Source organism: Microvirga sp. HBU67558, assembly GCF_018069605.1.
GTDB lineage: Bacteria > Pseudomonadota > Alphaproteobacteria > Rhizobiales > Beijerinckiaceae > Microvirga > Microvirga terrae.
Genome location: NZ_JAGPUP010000509.1, coordinates 26,232 through 41,140, shown reverse-complemented (window position 1 = coordinate 41,140; position 14,909 = coordinate 26,232). Strand labels below are relative to the sequence as shown.

General features: G+C 63.5%; 15 protein-coding genes, 1 tRNA gene and 1 pseudogene. 8 read left to right on the top strand and 9 right to left on the bottom strand.

The features are described from left to right. The 3 genes from KBI52_RS13230 to KBI52_RS13220 form a co-directional block, all read right to left on the bottom strand. On the bottom strand, positions 1 to 1,432 hold a 1,432-nt coding region (locus tag KBI52_RS13230), incomplete at its 3' end, for a M10 family metallopeptidase (protein ID WP_210807979.1). Between the two features lie 391 nt (positions 1,433 to 1,823). Beyond that, positions 1,824 to 2,981 (bottom strand): alpha-hydroxy acid oxidase, encoded by a 1,158-nt coding sequence (locus KBI52_RS13225; RefSeq protein WP_210807977.1) that lies wholly within the window; start codon positions 2,979 to 2,981, stop codon positions 1,824 to 1,826. 16 nt (positions 2,982 to 2,997) lie between these two features. After that, a complete protein-coding gene (locus KBI52_RS13220; RefSeq protein WP_173946363.1) occupies positions 2,998 to 3,657 on the bottom strand; it encodes a helix-turn-helix domain-containing protein in 660 nt (219 codons plus the stop codon). A gap of 305 nt (positions 3,658 to 3,962) precedes the next feature. On the opposite strand from KBI52_RS13220, the gene dapA reads away from it, so the two are divergent. The 6 genes from dapA to KBI52_RS13190 all read left to right on the top strand — a co-directional run bounded on the left by dapA (position 3,963) and on the right by KBI52_RS13190 (position 9,187). Beyond that, positions 3,963 to 4,862, top strand: coding sequence for a 4-hydroxy-tetrahydrodipicolinate synthase (dapA, locus tag KBI52_RS13215; RefSeq protein ID WP_210807975.1), 900 nt, complete (start codon positions 3,963 to 3,965; stop codon positions 4,860 to 4,862). A gap of 12 nt (positions 4,863 to 4,874) precedes the next feature. After that, positions 4,875 to 6,323 (top strand): FAD-binding oxidoreductase, encoded by a 1,449-nt coding sequence (locus KBI52_RS13210; RefSeq protein WP_210807973.1) that lies wholly within the window; start codon positions 4,875 to 4,877, stop codon positions 6,321 to 6,323. 75 nt (positions 6,324 to 6,398) lie between these two features. Continuing rightward, positions 6,399 to 7,241 (top strand): transporter substrate-binding domain-containing protein, encoded by an 843-nt coding sequence (locus KBI52_RS13205; RefSeq protein ID WP_173946360.1) that lies wholly within the window; start codon positions 6,399 to 6,401, stop codon positions 7,239 to 7,241. Between the two features lie 88 nt (positions 7,242 to 7,329). Further along, positions 7,330 to 7,992: an amino acid ABC transporter permease gene (locus KBI52_RS13200; protein WP_173946359.1), complete on the top strand. Its 663-nt coding sequence runs from the start codon at positions 7,330 to 7,332 to the stop codon at positions 7,990 to 7,992. Between the two features lie 7 nt (positions 7,993 to 7,999). Further along, the gene (locus KBI52_RS13195; protein ID WP_173946358.1) at positions 8,000 to 8,770 is read left to right on the top strand and encodes an amino acid ABC transporter ATP-binding protein; all 771 of its coding nucleotides are present in this window, start codon (positions 8,000 to 8,002) and stop codon (positions 8,768 to 8,770) included. A 75-nt stretch (positions 8,771 to 8,845) separates the two neighbouring features. Next, positions 8,846 to 9,187 (top strand): hypothetical protein, encoded by a 342-nt coding sequence (locus tag KBI52_RS13190; protein WP_210807971.1) that lies wholly within the window; start codon positions 8,846 to 8,848, stop codon positions 9,185 to 9,187. Positions 9,188 to 9,589: 402 nt separating this feature from the next. On the opposite strand, the gene KBI52_RS13185 is transcribed toward KBI52_RS13190, so the two are convergent. The 4 genes from KBI52_RS13185 to mnmA all read right to left on the bottom strand — a co-directional run bounded on the left by KBI52_RS13185 (position 9,590) and on the right by mnmA (position 11,987). Further along, positions 9,590 to 9,666, bottom strand: a tRNA-Met gene (locus KBI52_RS13185). Positions 9,667 to 9,810: 144 nt separating this feature from the next. After that, the gene (locus KBI52_RS13180) at positions 9,811 to 10,029 is read right to left on the bottom strand and encodes a hypothetical protein (RefSeq protein WP_173946356.1); all 219 of its coding nucleotides are present in this window, start codon (positions 10,027 to 10,029) and stop codon (positions 9,811 to 9,813) included. Positions 10,030 to 10,168: 139 nt separating this feature from the next. After that, entirely contained in the window at positions 10,169 to 10,810 is a 642-nt protein-coding gene (locus tag KBI52_RS13175; protein WP_210807969.1) for a class I SAM-dependent methyltransferase, read from the bottom strand. A 22-nt stretch (positions 10,811 to 10,832) separates the two neighbouring features. Beyond that, a complete protein-coding gene (gene mnmA / locus KBI52_RS13170) occupies positions 10,833 to 11,987 on the bottom strand; it encodes a tRNA 2-thiouridine(34) synthase MnmA (RefSeq protein ID WP_173946354.1) in 1,155 nt (384 codons plus the stop codon). Between the two features lie 352 nt (positions 11,988 to 12,339). On the opposite strand from mnmA, the gene KBI52_RS13165 reads away from it, so the two are divergent. Together KBI52_RS13165 and KBI52_RS13160 are read left to right on the top strand one after the other, a co-directional pair. Continuing rightward, positions 12,340 to 12,615, top strand: coding sequence for a DUF1153 domain-containing protein (locus KBI52_RS13165; protein ID WP_009763782.1), 276 nt, complete (start codon positions 12,340 to 12,342; stop codon positions 12,613 to 12,615). Positions 12,616 to 12,802: 187 nt separating this feature from the next. Next, a pseudogene (locus KBI52_RS13160) lies at positions 12,803 to 13,057 on the top strand (helix-turn-helix domain-containing protein); the annotation flags it as partial. An 11-nt stretch (positions 13,058 to 13,068) separates the two neighbouring features. Here KBI52_RS13160 and KBI52_RS13155 read toward each other — a convergent pair. Both KBI52_RS13155 and KBI52_RS13150 read right to left on the bottom strand, forming a co-directional pair. Continuing rightward, positions 13,069 to 13,896, bottom strand: a complete 828-nt coding sequence (locus KBI52_RS13155; RefSeq protein ID WP_210807966.1) for a class I SAM-dependent methyltransferase — start codon at positions 13,894 to 13,896, stop codon at positions 13,069 to 13,071. Further along, positions 13,893 to 14,906: a lysylphosphatidylglycerol synthase domain-containing protein gene (locus tag KBI52_RS13150; RefSeq protein ID WP_173946351.1), complete on the bottom strand. Its 1,014-nt coding sequence runs from the start codon at positions 14,904 to 14,906 to the stop codon at positions 13,893 to 13,895. The genes KBI52_RS13155 and KBI52_RS13150 overlap by 4 nt, the downstream gene beginning before the upstream one ends. Positions 14,907 to 14,909: the final 3 nt, after the last annotated feature.

Sequence of the window (14,909 nt, the reverse complement as noted above, 5' to 3'; positions counted from 1 at the left end):
GGTCGCCGCCCGGGCCGCCGTCGAGCCAGTCGTTGCCGGCGCCGCCGAACAGGGCATCGCCGCCGCCCTTGCCGGTGAGGCCGTCATCGCCGCCCTCGCCGTAGAGCTGGACGCCGTTGCCGTTGCCGCGGTCGAGCCCGGTGAGGCTGTCGTTGGCGTTTGTCCCCTGCACCACCTCGATGCGATACAGCTTGTCACCCCTGGCGGCGCCGCCATTCTTGTTGGTCTCGAGGTTGAACACGACCCCGCCCTCGGAAGCAGAGATGCTTTGATAAGACGCAACATCCCAGCCGTCGCCGCCATCCATCATGTCCGCGCCGCTGCCGCCGTCCATCCAATCGTTGCCGGCTCCGCCCTTCAGACCGTCGTTGCCGCCCTTGCCGCGCAGTTCATCGTTGCCGCCGTTTCCGACCAGCATATTTGCAGTGGCATTGCCGGAGATCCTATCGTTGCCCTCGCCCGCGAGGACGTTCTCGATGAGCGACCGGGGATCGCTGCCATACTGGAAGGCATTCGAGATATTGCCTTTTTCGATCCGCGAGCGGCTACCGATCTCGAAGATCGTGAAGCCTCCAGGTTCCAAATCAACTGTGCTGCCTTCGAACGCCCTCAGGTCATAGGTATCGTTGCCGTTGCCGTCCCAGATGGTCTGGAGGACGAAGCGCGACACCATGGCCCCCTGGGATACTCCATCGACGAAGGTCTCTCCGTTCGCAGCCCAGCGATAGATCGTGTCGCCGCTGCGAAACTCGAAATTAGCCCCGTACATCATCTGCAAGGCGGCGATATCGTACTGCATGAAAGTTTGTGGATTAGTACCGGCGCCCTTGTACGACATGACCGTGAAGTCGTCCCTGTCGTGCTCTTCGGACATGATTGGGAAGGAGCCGCGCGGCGCCTCCTGATGGGGATGCTTCAAGCCGAGGGCGTGTCCGAGTTCGTGAATTATGACGAAGTAGGACCAAGACCCGGGGAGGATCTCGACTTCGTAAGAATACTTGTTTTCGACAAGCGCGACGTTGCCCGCGCCGCCCGAACGATTTCCAGGAAAGTTGCTGTATCCGAGCACACGACGATTCTCGACTTCGGGAGCATCCTCCAAATTGATGCCGGAAATCTGCAGGGTCCCCTGCCCGAAGCCCGCATAGGTGATTGACAGTCTCGTGAAGCCCTCGACGGGAGTCAGACCGAAACGGGAGGCCGTCTCATAGGGCCCCCAGCCCTCGAGGATATGCCAGACCGCCTGCTGTCTCTCGAAGGAGAGCCGATAGACATGCGGGTCATCCCACTCACCGTCGTAATCGGACATCTCGTCCGGAAAGGCATAGGTGATGGACCCTCCCCACTGGTAGCCGCAGAGGAGGGCCGTCACATCGGTCTGCTGGGTTGTCGGGCCCGTTGCAGCGCTTGCGGTTTTAGGAACTTGAGACATCCATCGACCTTTTTTCGTCGATGAAGGAACTTGGAAACGTTATTTCGGTTCCTTAATCCTAAAGTGCGATCCCGTTGCAGCGAACCCGGGCTGCGCCGGCAAGCGGTCGCCTTGCGGCTGTGACTCACTTGGACATGGGGCATCTTCCCTAAGGGCACATCGACCGCTTCGCGATTGCACATCCACACATTGAAGCTTCCTCCCCGGTGGCTCGGGAATGCCGCTCACAAACGGTGGATTATGAGCGACTGGAGGGCAGGACGTCTCGGCTTAACGGCCGACTTAGACTCCAGAGCGGATATTCAGGTGATTTCAGCTTTGTGCTAATTCCGGACTATCCCGAAACTTGCCGCACGTATCCTTACCGACAAGTGCAACGAGCGAAGTCGGTCTAAATCCAAGTCGACCGGATGGGGAGACCGCGACAATCCTCAGGTCTCCGGACACCTAGCATCGTCAGCGTCATATCAATTTCCGTGCGGATCATGGCAAGCATCTGGTCTGCACCCTTCTCGTCTCCCGCCGCGAGCCCCCAGAGCGGAAGGCGGCCGAGCATGACAGCTTGTGCTCCAAGCGAAATGTACTTGAGCACATCACTGCCGCGGCGAACTCCGCTGTCAGCGAGAATCTCAAGACGGTTCCCGACCGCATCGGCAATGTCCGGCAGCACCTCTGCCGGCACGGGCGCAATATCGAGATTGCGCCCGCCATGGGCTGAGATGACGATGCCATCCGCTCCCAGATCCGCAGCTTCTCTCGCGTCCTGAGGATGGAGGATACCCTTCACGATGAGGCGTCCCTTCCATTGCTGCCGCAGAATACGCAGGTCGTCCCAGTTCAGGAGGTTCTCCAGCTTCACAGCCTCGACAATGGACGGTCGGGTGATCGCGCTGCGGAACTCCTCAGGGTAATGGCCATAAGTGGGCATCCCGGTCGTATGAAGATAGCGCAGAAGCACTCCGGCCAGCCAGCGCGGGCGCATGGCGACATCAAGAGCAGCCCGCAAGGAATAGATGAAAGGAATGGAGAAGCCGTTGCGCTGGTTGTACTCGCGTTTAGGGCCGATGGGTGTGTCGGCCGTGACCACTAGGGTCGTCACGTTGCAGGCCCAGACACGATCGAGAAGCTTGCGGGTCAGCTCACGATCCTTCCAGAGGTAGAGCTGGAACCACAAATCGGCATCGGGAGCGCCTGCGCGCACCTCTTCAATCGTCGTGATCGACTGGGTCGAGATACAAAACGGAACTCCCTGCCGTGCCGCTGCGCGAGCGAGTTTCGTTTCGCCGTCATAGGCGACGAGACCAGCGAGAGCAGTCGGAGCGACAACCACGGGCATCGCGATCTCCCGCTCCATTACACGAACGCGCAGATCGCGTTCGGGATGCCCCGTCAACACACGAGGTGAAAGGCGGATTGCATCGAGACTGCGGCGCAGATTGCTTAACGCCAGCTCATCCTCCGCGCCGCGGTCGATATACTCGAACAGCCCTCGGGGCAACCGCCGCTGCGCCGCGTGCCTGAAATCCGCTGCATTGAGGAGCTGTCCCATGCTCTGAGCTCCGTACTCAGGTGACGGTCAGAACCCAGAGCACCTTGGCGTCCTCTGGTCCGACGGACGTCCAGACATGTTCGGAGTTCGCGTCGTAGTACATCGAGTCTCCCGCGTTCAGGGTCAGGGGCTCATAGAGCCGGCTGTGAACGACGAGTGTCCCCTCCAGCACCATCAGGAAGATTTCCGCCTCCGATTTGGCCCAGGAACGATAATCCTCGGGCGATCGCGCCGTCACCCGTGTCAGGATCGGGGTGATGCGCTTATTGCGCAGGTCAGGACACAGCAGCGTGTTGTTGCAGGTAATCGTCTTGTGAGGGTTCCCCTCGCCAGCGCGCGACACGCTGCGGCGGCCGTAGTTGACCACACCGCTTTCCTGTTCGCTGAGCAGGGCGACCAGTTCGACTCCCAACCCCTGTGCGATGCGCTGCAACGTCGAGATGGTGGGAGATAACTCGTTCCGTTCGATCTTGGAGAAGGCCGAGGCGGAAACCCCCGTGGCACGGCTCGCCTCCTGGAGGGTCATCTGCCGATCCTTCCGGATCTGGTTCAGCCGCGCGCCGATATTGACGTCTTCCGCCGGATGATCGAGCTCGGAACGGCGCGCACCGACGTCGATGCGCCGGATCACGTCCTGAATCAGCTCCCCTTGATCTTTGAGCGATGCCTCGGACATCGGTTTCCCTTCTTGCCTGCCAGACGCTGCTCTAGGCCGAAGCAAGGAGCAGCGTGCCTTTATATCGGTAGCTCAACCTTTCGAAGATGCAAGGAAAAACACGCGTATGAGATACGAATTATACTATCGGAAAAATTTTCACTTTCGTATTGACACGTGTCCGACCCTGGATAATCGTTGAGGTCAGTCGCGGAACATCGCTCTCTGGGCTTCCTCGCTCCAAGAGCCCCTCTCTCAAATGCACCAGATCACTGGGCGAGCAGCCATTCGGCTTGCTCGACGGGAACGTATTGACAGGACCTACGATGGCACTCACGCACGATCAGCTCACCGGCCTCTATACGGCAATCGTCACTCCGATGACGGCCGATCGTCAGGTCGATATCGCCGGCTTGAAGAAGCTGGTCCGGTATCAGCTGGAGGCCGGCGCATCCGGGATCGTGCCGATCGGCGGAACCGGAGAGTATCCTGCTCTGTCCCGCCAGGAGCGTAAGGCCATCGTAGCGGCCTGTGTCGAAGCGGCTGGCGGCAAGCCGGTGATCCCGGGCGTGCTCTCCACCGGGTTTGAAGATGCCGTCGAGGCGGGCCGTGACTTCGCCGAGGCTGGCGCGGCGGCCGTGATGACGGTCACGCCCTATTATGCCTCTGGCACCCAGGACGGCATGCGCTCCTACTTCCGCGCCTATCGCGACGCAGTCGATCTTCCGGTGATGCTCTACCAGATCCCGCGCCGGACGACCGTCGCCGTGACCGCCGAGGGCGTGCAGGCCATGACCGAGGACGGCTCGATCATCGGCATGAAGTTCTCGTCCTACGACATGCCGGAATACATCAAGACGATCAAATATGTCGGCGACAGGATCGCCATCCTGAGCGGTGAGGAGCCACTCTTTGCGACCCACGTGGCACTCGGGGCGAAGGGCGGCGTGCTCGCATCGGCCTCGATTTATCCGAAGATCTGGCTGCAGATCTTCGAATTGGCCCGGAATGGAAAACTAAACGAGGCGCTGGCGCTGCAGAACCGCATCGATCCCGTGATCGACACCATCTTCCTGGAGACGAATCCGGGCCCGCTGAAAAGCTATATGGCCATGGCCGGGATGCCCGTCGGCGGGGTGCGGCTGCCGCTGCAGGGGCCCAGCGCCGACACGCTGGCGAAACTGGAAGCGGTCGCGAAGCAAGCCCAGTCGGCTGCTCTCGCCTGATCGGAGACCAGCATGATCGACCGGCTGCGGGATATCGTCGGAAGCAAGGGCCTGATCACCGACCAGGGCGAGATGGAGCCGTATCTGACAGATTGGCGGGGCCGCAAGCAGGGTCGGGCTCTCTGCGTGGTCCTGCCGGCCACGACCGATGAAGTGGCCGCCGTGATGCGCCTCGCGACCGCCGAGCGACAGCCGGTCTTCCCTCAAGGGGGCAACACGGGGCTTTGCTACGGGGCGGTACCCGAAAGCCGGAAGGCGGACAAGTCCGGCATCGTCCTCTCGCTGCGCCGCATGAACCAGATCCGCAGCATCGACCGAGCCGCCAATGTCGCGACGGTCGACGCCGGAGTGATCCTGGCCAATCTGCACGAAGCGGTTCACGCGGTGGGGCGACAGTTCCCGCTGCATCTGGGCAGTGAAGGCAGCGCCCAGATCGGCGGCCTCATCTCGACGAACGCGGGTGGAACCGGCGTCGTGCGCTACGGTCCGATGCGGGAACTAGTGGCGGGCCTCGAGGTCGTTCTGGCCGACGGGCGCGTCCTGCGCGATCTCGCCGGCCTCAGGAAGGACAACACCGGATATCTGCTCCGCCATCTCTTCATCGGTGCCGAGGGCACGCTCGGCATCGTCACCGGGGCGGCACTTCACCTGCACCCTCTGATGGCGAATTCCGCCCACGCCTGGGTGGCGGTTCCCGACCCAGCCGCCGCCGTCGCTCTCCTCGCGGTTCTTCAGGACAAGGCCGGTCCCTACATCGAGGCGTTCGAACTGCTCTCCGCCTCGCAGATCCAGCTCGTTGCCCGCCACGTCGAGAACGTCAGGATCCCCTTCTCGGCCATTCCGGCCTGGTCGGTGATGATCGAACTGAGCAGCGTCGATGCCTCGACGGGCCTCTCGGAGATTCTCGAAGCAGCTCTCGGAGACGCCTTCGAATCCGGCATCGCCACCGATGCCGTGATTGCCGCTTCGGAGCGTCAGGCATCCGAGATCTGGCACATCCGTCATTCCGTTTCCGAAGCCAACAAGAAGGAAGGCATCGGTGTCGTTCACGACGTCGCGGTGCGCACCTCGGACGTGCCCGGCTTCATCGCGGCCGCCGACAGGGTTTCGTCGGAGAGGTTTCCGGAGGCCGTCACGCAGGTCGTCTGCCATCTTGGCGACGGCAACGTGCACTACATCCTCATGTTCGCGCACGCGTATTGGGCTGCGCTCGCCGACAAGGATGCGTTCGCCCTTGAGGTCGAGCAGGCGATTCACGACGTTGCCGCAGCCTTCTCCGGCACGTTCAGCGCAGAACATGGCGTCGGCCGCAAGCTGACGCAGGAACTTGAACGCCTTTGCGATCCGGTTCGCTACGAATTGATGCTTCAGGTCAAGCAGATGCTTGATCCTGACAATCGCATGAACCCCGGCGTGCTGCTGCCTTCGACGAAGGCGGCAGCTGAGGGCCGGGCAACATAAAAACAGTAACCCGTCGCAAAGACGGTCTTCGCCTCATCGATCACGAGGCTTTGGAAAACCAGAAGGGAACTCGACATGGTTTCACGCAGAGAACTCGCAGGCCAGATCACCTTTGGCGCCGCAGCGGCAGCTCTCCTGGGCGTCGGCCCGGCCCAGGCACAATCGGCGCCTCAGAATTCCTTCGAACGCATCATGAGCACCAAGAAGCTCCGCGTCGGCGCCGTTGCCGCCGGCGCCCCCTGGTGGGTGAAGGATCAGGCGTCCGGCCAATGGGGCGGACAGTTCTGGGACATCAGCTCGGCCTTGGCCGCCGACATGGAAGTTCAGCTCGAGCTGGTCGAGACCTCATGGGGCAATGCCGTCCTGGACCTGCAGGCCAACAAGATCGACATCATGTTCGGCTTGAACCCGACTCCGAAACGCGCTCTGGCCGTCGATTTCTCCGGGCCGGTCTACAACAGCGCTCTCGTGGTGATCGGCAAGCCGGGATTCGAGCCCAAGAAGTGGGTCGACATGAACAAGCCCGAAGTCAAGATCTCGGTGGATGTCGGTTCCGCGCACGATCAGGTCATCAGCCGCCTGTGCCCGCAGGCGCAGATCGTCCGCTTCAAGTCGATCGACGAGGCCACTCTCGCCCTCCGCAGCGGCCGCGTCGATGCCCAGTGCATCTTCTGGCAGGGTGCGGTTCGCGCGGTGAAGCGCGATGCGGCCATCGGCAAGGTCATTGTCCCGCAGCCGCTGTTCGGTTCCACGTCGAACGCTGCGTTCCGCCGCGAGACGGACAAGACCTGGCGCGATTTCGTCAACACCTGGATCGTCTATGCGCAAGGCCTCGGCCTGATCCGAACGGCCGTGATCTCGAGCCTCGAGAAGGTCGACATCACGCTCGCCGATATCCCGGAAGGCATCACGTTCTGATGCTGCAGACGGCTCTTCCCGGTGGCGGGAAGAGCCGATCTCCGCAGGCCGCGCGGCTGTGCGCTCGCCCCCTCCGGAAAGGGAAGACATGTATACTTGGGACTACAACATTCTTTGGGGCTATCGCTGGCTGTTTCTGAACGGAACGCTCGTGACAGTCGCTCTGACCATCGGCGTCATCATTCTCGGCCTTCTCGTCGGCCTTGTAACAGGTCTCGCGCAGCTGTCGCGCTTTGCGGCCGTGAGATGGGCCTCCTGGTTCTATATCGAGGTCTTCCGTTGCACGCCGCTGCTGGTCCAACTCCTTTGGTTCTATTACGCGCTGCCCATTCTGACCGGCATTGAGATGACGGCCACGACGGCCGCCGTGCTGACGCTCTCGCTTTACGGCGGATCGTTCTATGCGGAAGTGATCCGAGGCGGCATCGTGTCGATCGATCCCGGGCAGTCCGAGGCCGGTCTTGCCCTTGGCATGACTCCTGCCCGTGTCATGCGCAGGATCGTGCTGCCACAGGCGATCACGCGCATGATGCCTCCGCTCATGAACCAATCGATCATCCAGTTCAAGAACACGTCGCTGGTATCGGTCCTGGCCGTCCCCGATCTCGTCTACCAGGGCCAGGTCGCCGCAATGGACACCTATCGGCCGCTTGAGGTCTACACGGTGATCGCGGTTATCTATTTCATTGTTCTCGTGCCACTCACGGCTATCGTGAAACGAAGCGAGAAACGTCTGCTGCTGAGCAACTGAGGCCGCAATGGACAGGAACGAACCTAAGATCGAAGTCGCCTCCCTGCGCAAGAGCTTCGGCACCCATGTGGTGCTGCGCGACATCAACCTGAAGGTCGAGCCCGGCAGCGTCGTCGCTTTGATCGGTCCGTCAGGATCAGGCAAGTCGACCCTACTGCGCTGCCTGAACCTGCTGGTTATCCCGGAAGGGGGACGTGTCCGGATCGGAACCGACAGCTTCTCCTTCGGCCAGACTTCGCGCCTCCCCAGGGTGAAGGAGCAGGCCCGATTCCGGTCGAACACCGGGATGGTGTTCCAGCACTTCAACCTGTTCCCCCATATGACAGTCCTGCAGAACGTCATGGAAGGGCCGGTTTCGGTGAAGAGGATGCCGAAAGGCGAAGCGGCGGACATCGCGAGGAAGCTACTGGCGAAGGTAGGGCTGAGCGACAAGATGGACGCTTTCCCCAATCGCCTGTCGGGGGGACAGAAGCAGCGTGTGGCCATCGCCAGAGCGCTGGCAATGGAGCCCGAGGTCATGCTGTTCGACGAGGCGACCTCCGCGCTCGATCCGGAGCTTGTCGCAGAAGTGCTTGGCGTCATGCGCGACCTGGCGGCAGAGGGCATGACGATGATCATCGTCACGCATGAGATCGCCTTTGCGCGCGAGGTCGCGGATCGCGTCGTGTTCATGCGCGACGGTGTCATCGTCGAGGAAGGCCCGGCGCGCGATGTCATCGACAATCCCACGCAGGATGCAACCCGCGCCTTCCTCAGCCATTTCCACGCACGGAGCTGATGCCGTACCGCCCGATGGAACGGAGGCATCGCAAGGTCGGGAGCAGCTGAGGGTCGCCGTCATCGGCGCGGCATTGTGGGACTTGCGGCTGCGCTGGAGGTTCAGCGTGGCGGTCACAAAGTGCTCCTCATCGAGCCCGGTCAACCAGGCGGAAGCCAATCCGCCACCTACGGCAACGGCGCTTGGCTCAGCCCCGGCGCGGTGATGCTCATTTCCGTGCCTGGCCTCTGGAAGAAGGTGCCGGGCTTCCTTCTCGACCCAACGGGGCCCTTCGTCATCCGCTGGCGTCATCGTCCCGAGCTGCTGCCTTGGCTCTGGCGTTTCGTGATGGCGGGTCGAACCTGGGCGCAGATCGATAGATGCGAGACCATCGCTTTCAGCTGTGCCGCGGTACGGTCGTCGGCCATGTCCGGCTAGCCGGGTAGGCCGATGCAGCCTCGCTGATCCTGCGGACCGAGCTCAGGTTCGTGTTCGGCTTCATCGGCTGCGGCCAGCAGGCCCATGCTCATCTGGACGCTGTCCTGGACCTGTTTCCCGACCTATCGGCTGTCCTGACGAATTCCAGAAGCATGAGCTCGGCTGAGGTGCCTGTGGAAGAGCCGCGAAGCCGTGCGCTTAGTGCCCGCACGACGAACAATGCCGATATGCTGCATTTGCCCGTGCGGACGTTCACTTTGAACGATCCCAGGCTGCGATCCAACCGGCTCGGATTGCGGGCTACCCATTCAGCCCCCTCGACGGTCGAGATCAGCGGACGCTTGAACGTCCTCCTCGGCGAGGCCGCGTCTCCAAACAAGGTGCGGGCATTGGGGGTAAAGGTGGTAGCGGAGGAGGGATTTGAACCCCCGACACAAGGATTATGATTCCTCTGCTCTGACCAACTGAGCTACTCCGCCCCAGGAAGCGGGGCCGAACCCCGCATCAGGCAAGCGCGATATAGGGAAGGTTGCCCCCCAGTGTCAAGAAAGACACGCGGCCAAGCCGCGGATTTGTGACACGCGCGTTCTCAAGGAATCGGCACCGGCCGGCCGGTCGATCGCTCAGCCCTTGGGCTTCATGCGCCAGAGCTGGAATCCCTCCGAGGAAATCGCCTGCTCGATGGCCTTTCGCGAGAACTTGTGCGGCGGAGCCTCGCGGGACGCGAGGGTGCCCGTCAGCCCCCAGGGAGCGTATTTGGCGGGAAGCTTGCTGCCCGCCTCGTCGCCGGCGAACGCGTGCAGGTCGTCCTTGGCCTGGGAGGTGAACATGAAGAGGCGCATGGGGATGACTTTCGTAATGGGAGGATGGGAGCTTCCCCTAAAGATAGGGCCCGTCCCCCGAAAGTCACCCGACCGGAACCGCGCCAATCTCCTTCGCGACCCCGGCGGATGGAGCGCCCCCTGGGCTCGCGCCGGATCATCAGGCCCGCTTCCTGATCCTCATCAGCTTGAAGAAGCCGACCGGGAACAGGGTCCTGAGCTCCACGACTTCCATGCGGCCTGTCCCGCGGGCCCAGTCCTCGACCCGGGCCGCCTTGAAGGCCGAGCTCCAGCCGATGGCCTTGGCGACCGGGGAGGCCAGCTCTTCCAGGGCGGCGATCGGACCGGAGGGCTGGCCCCAATGGTTCGCGAGCACGATCTCGCCGCCCGGCTTCAGCACGCGCATGAACTCGTCGAGCGCCGTCTCGGGCTCGGGCACCAGGGTGATGATGAACTGTGCCGTGACGGCGTCGAAGCTCTCGTCCGGAAATCCCAGACGGGTGACGTCCATCACCTGCAGGCTCTTCACATGGCCGAGCCCCCTCCTCTCGACCTTGTCCTGGGCCCGGCGCAGCATGTCCTCGGACAGATCGACCCCATAGACCTCGGCGTGCCGGGGATAGTACCCGAGGGACAGCCCCGTGCCGACGCCGGCCTCGAGAACCTTGGGCCCGCAGGCGACAGCGGCGTTCACGGCCGCGCGGGCGGCCGGTTCGGTCAGCTTGTCGTAGACGAGGTCGTAGATGGGGGCCCAACGCGCATAAGCCTTGCGCATCAGGACCGTGGTCGCTCCATCCGTCATAAACTATCCCTAGGTAAGCACCTCAGGCCGCAGCGGGGGCGGCTTCGGCGATGGTCCGAGCAATGGTGCCGCCGCCAAGCACACGTGCCCGCGGAGCATCGCTCTCATAGATGACACAAGCTTGGCCGGGAGACACCCCGTCTTCCGCCGATAACAGCTCGACCGTAGTGCCGGTTCCTGTGGATCTCAAGGTGGCGGGACGCGGCTCGCGGGTGGAGCGGACGCGCACGGCCACCTCCATGCCCTTCTCGCCCAAGGATTCGAGGGGAACGTCGCCGAGCCAGTTCACGTCCGTCACGCGGATCAGCCGGGTGGCCAGGGCCTCCCGGGGTCCCACGACGACGCGGGCTTCCTTGGCCTCGAGGCGCACCACATAGAGCGGCTCGCCCACGGAGAGCCCGAGTCCCTTCCGCTGCCCCACCGTGTAGTGGATGATGCCCTCATGCCGGCCCAGCACCCGGCCGTCCACGTGGACGATCTCGCCGCCCTGCACGGCGCCCGGCTTGAGGCGCTCGATCACGTCGCTGTAACGCCCCTGCGTGACGAAGCAGATGTCCTGGCTGTCCGCCTTCTCGGCCACGGTGAGGCCGAACTCGCGGGCGAGCTCCCGGGTCTTTTCCTTGGGCAGCTCGCCCAAGGGGAAGCGGAGGAGATCCAGCTGCTCCGGCGTGGTGGCATAGAGGAAATAGCTCTGGTCCCGGTCCGGATCGGCCGCCCGGTGGAGGGCGCGGCGTCCGTCCGGCAGGGCACGGCTGGCCACGTAATGGCCGGTGGCGAGCACGTCGGCCCCCAGCTCCCGGGCGGTCTCCAGGAGATCCCGGAACTTGATCGAGCGGTTGCACTCGACGCAGGGGATCGGCGTCTCGCCGGCCAGGTAGCTCTGGGTGAAGCGGTCGATCACCGCCTCGCGGAAGCGCGCCTCGTAGTCCAGCACGTAATGGGGAATGCCGATGGCTTCGGCCACCCGGCGGGCATCGTAGATGTCCTGGCCGGCGCAGCAGGCGCCCTTCCGGTGGGCGGCGGCGCCATGGTCGTACAATTGGAGCGTGATGCCGATGACGTCGTAGCCCTCGCGCTTGAGCAGGGCTGCGACGACCGACGAGTCCACGCCGCCCGACATCGCAACCACGACGCGGGTCTTCGAGGGATCGGTGGGAAGGTCGAGTGAATTGAGCATCTTTCCATCCAGAGGCGCCGTTCAAGGCGGCGCACGGGAGGGGCCAAGGCCCCTCTATAGCGCATCAAGAGGAAAAGTGGACCCGTTTTCACTGACGCGGTCCATTGGGTTCAGGCAAGGCGATGGGCCGGGCGGGACCACAGGCCCGGGATCGAACGGGCAGGACCGTTCCGGGTCCGATGCCCCGATGCCACAATTCTTAAAGGGAAAGTGCCCCGCAATAAGCCAACGTTAACGTTTATGGCTAAGCTTAGGCATTCTCGTAACCACCTGATGGGCTTAGGGAAACATTAAGTCCCCTCGCGTAGGTTCGAGCCTGTCAAAGGTCGTTGAATTTTTGTGTGAGCGTATCATGACCGAACCCCACCGCCCAAGGGTCAAGTATGTCATTGGGCCCGACGGCAGTCCCCTGACGATTGCCGACCTTCCCCCGTCCAGCACCCGCCGCTGGGTCATCCGCCGCAAAGCCGAGGTTGTCGCTGCCGTCCGCGGCGGCCTGCTCAGCCTGGAAGAGGCCTGCCAGCGCTACACGCTGACCACCGAGGAATTCCTGAGCTGGCAGATGTCCATCGATCAGCATGGCCTGGCCGGCCTGCGCACCACCCGCATCCAGCAATACCGGCAATAGGCCGCGGTCACGGACCCCACGAAAAAGGCGCTGGTCCTCCGACCGGCGCCTTTTTCATCGGGAAGCGCGGCCGTTAAGATGATCCTAACCATACGATGAGCATAAACTCCTGAATCATTTCCCTTAAGGCAGGCTCCTCATCGTGCTTGGCATACCGGATCCGTTGGACCAGCAGGGCTCATCTCGGGCCCCTATGGGGGAGCCCCCTTCCGCCGACGGGGAGCAGACCATCGACGCGCTCAGGCGCATCCTGGTCGGGCGCACCATCGCGGACGTCGAGCGCCATCTGATCCTCGATACCCTAGCCTCCTGCTTCGGCAACAGGACGCACGCGGCGCGGATCCTCGGCATCTCGATCCGCACCCTGCGCAACAAGCTGAACGAGTACATGGAAGCCGGCATCGCCGTGCCGGAGCCCGGACAGCGGCCGGCAACCGCCTGATTGCGGACGGTCTACAGCTTACGCAGCCACAGGCTGGTCTCGTGAGCCCCGGGGACCTGCGGCAGCTCCGCCAGGATGCCCTGCGAGAGCGCAGATCCATGGTCCCTGACGAGAGCATGGCTCGCGAAAACCAGCTCATAGGCGCCTCCCTGCAGGAGTGCCCCCACCAGCAATTGCTCATTGTACCCGCGCCACTCCCAAATCACCGGGTAGGCGTAGGGCAGCGTGATGTCGTGGACGTGGATCAGCGTCCCGCCGGCGAGGCGCGGCAGGACGTCGAGAAACAGGCGGTCGACATCCGAGCCCGGCATGGCGATGTGGCTGGAATCGATGAACAGGATGTCGCCGGCCGCGAGGGTTTCGAACTCGCCCGGGTCGGCGTCGCGCAGGAGCGTCTGCCGGTGCTCCACGTCGAGCTTCCTCAACGTGGCCCGGGGGGCGGGATCGATGCAGATGATCCGGGTGGGAAGCCCCCCGTCCCGGACCGCCTGGGCCATGAAACGGGTCGAGTGGCCGGAGCCGATCTCCACGATCCGCCCCGGCTTTCCCTGGCGGACCATGGCATAGGCCGCGGCCGCGTCGAGCCGGGGGAACCAGCTCTGGTCGAACCGCGCAGGCCCCCTGCCCCGCAGGATCGCGCGCAGATCCTCCGCATGGGAGTCGATCGCCTCCAGCACCTCCGTGAAACGAGGCAGGGCGGCCTCGAACACGGGGCTTAGCGCAGGGTAGTCCTGCGGCTCGACGCTCCCGGCATAGCGGTAAGGAATGAAGAAGCCGAGCGGCCTGACGCCAAGCAGCGTCGCGAGGCCGAAGCGCAGCCGGCGCCAGAAGAACGTCATTGATCGGAAGAGGATAGAGGCGGCGGCGGCACGGAGCCGTCGGGCGCCACGACCCGGCCGCGCCAGGCCTGCGCCAGCCGGGCCCGCTCGAACATCAGCACGACCACGAGCGAGAGTCCGAACGGGATCAGGAGATAGAAGAGACGGAAGATGATGAGGGCCGCCAGGACGTCGGCCTTGGGAATATCGGGCATCGCCGTCAGGAAGACGAGCTCGAACACGCCGAGTCCGCCGGGCGCATGGCTGACCAGGGCCGCCGAGAACGACGCCAGGAAGACCGCCAGCACGATGATGAAGCTCGGCTCGAGATGGGCCGGAAGCACGAAATAGATGATGCCGGCCGCGCCCAGGAGCTCGAGCGGCGCCGCGATCAGCTGGCGCACCATCACGGCCGGCCGGGGGTATTCCAGCTTGGCCTTGCGAACGACGAGCGGCGGGAGGTGCAGAATGGAGCCGACCACGTAAAGCGCCACAAAGCCGAGGAGCAGGATTCCCACGATGCGGGCCGTCGCCGGGTTGGTCAGGACCGAGGGCAGCAGCTCCTCGAGCCGGTGCAACAGGGTCGGGTCGACCACCAGGGCGATGCCGCCGAGCAGGATGGTGCCGAGCCCGAAGGTGAAGGAGCACAGGGCCACGAGCACGGCGATCTGAGGCGCGCCCAGGCCCTTCGAGGTATAGGCGCGATACCGCACGACGGCGCCGGAAAAGACCGACGCGCCGATATTGTGCGACAGGGCGTAGGTGGTGAACGACGTGATGGACACGAACAGCCACGAAATGTGGCGGACGCCCAGGTGCAGCAGGGCGATCCGGTCGTACCAGGCCAGGGCCGCATAGGCGACGAGGGTGGACAGCGCCGCGAGGGCATAACGATGGGCCGGAACGGCGGTCAGGCTGTCCCAGACGTCATCGAGGGACATGCCGCGCAGCTCGCGATACAGAAGCCAGCCCGACACGACGACTGCCAGCAACCCGATCACGGGCCAAATGAACTCACGCACATTCTTCATAGA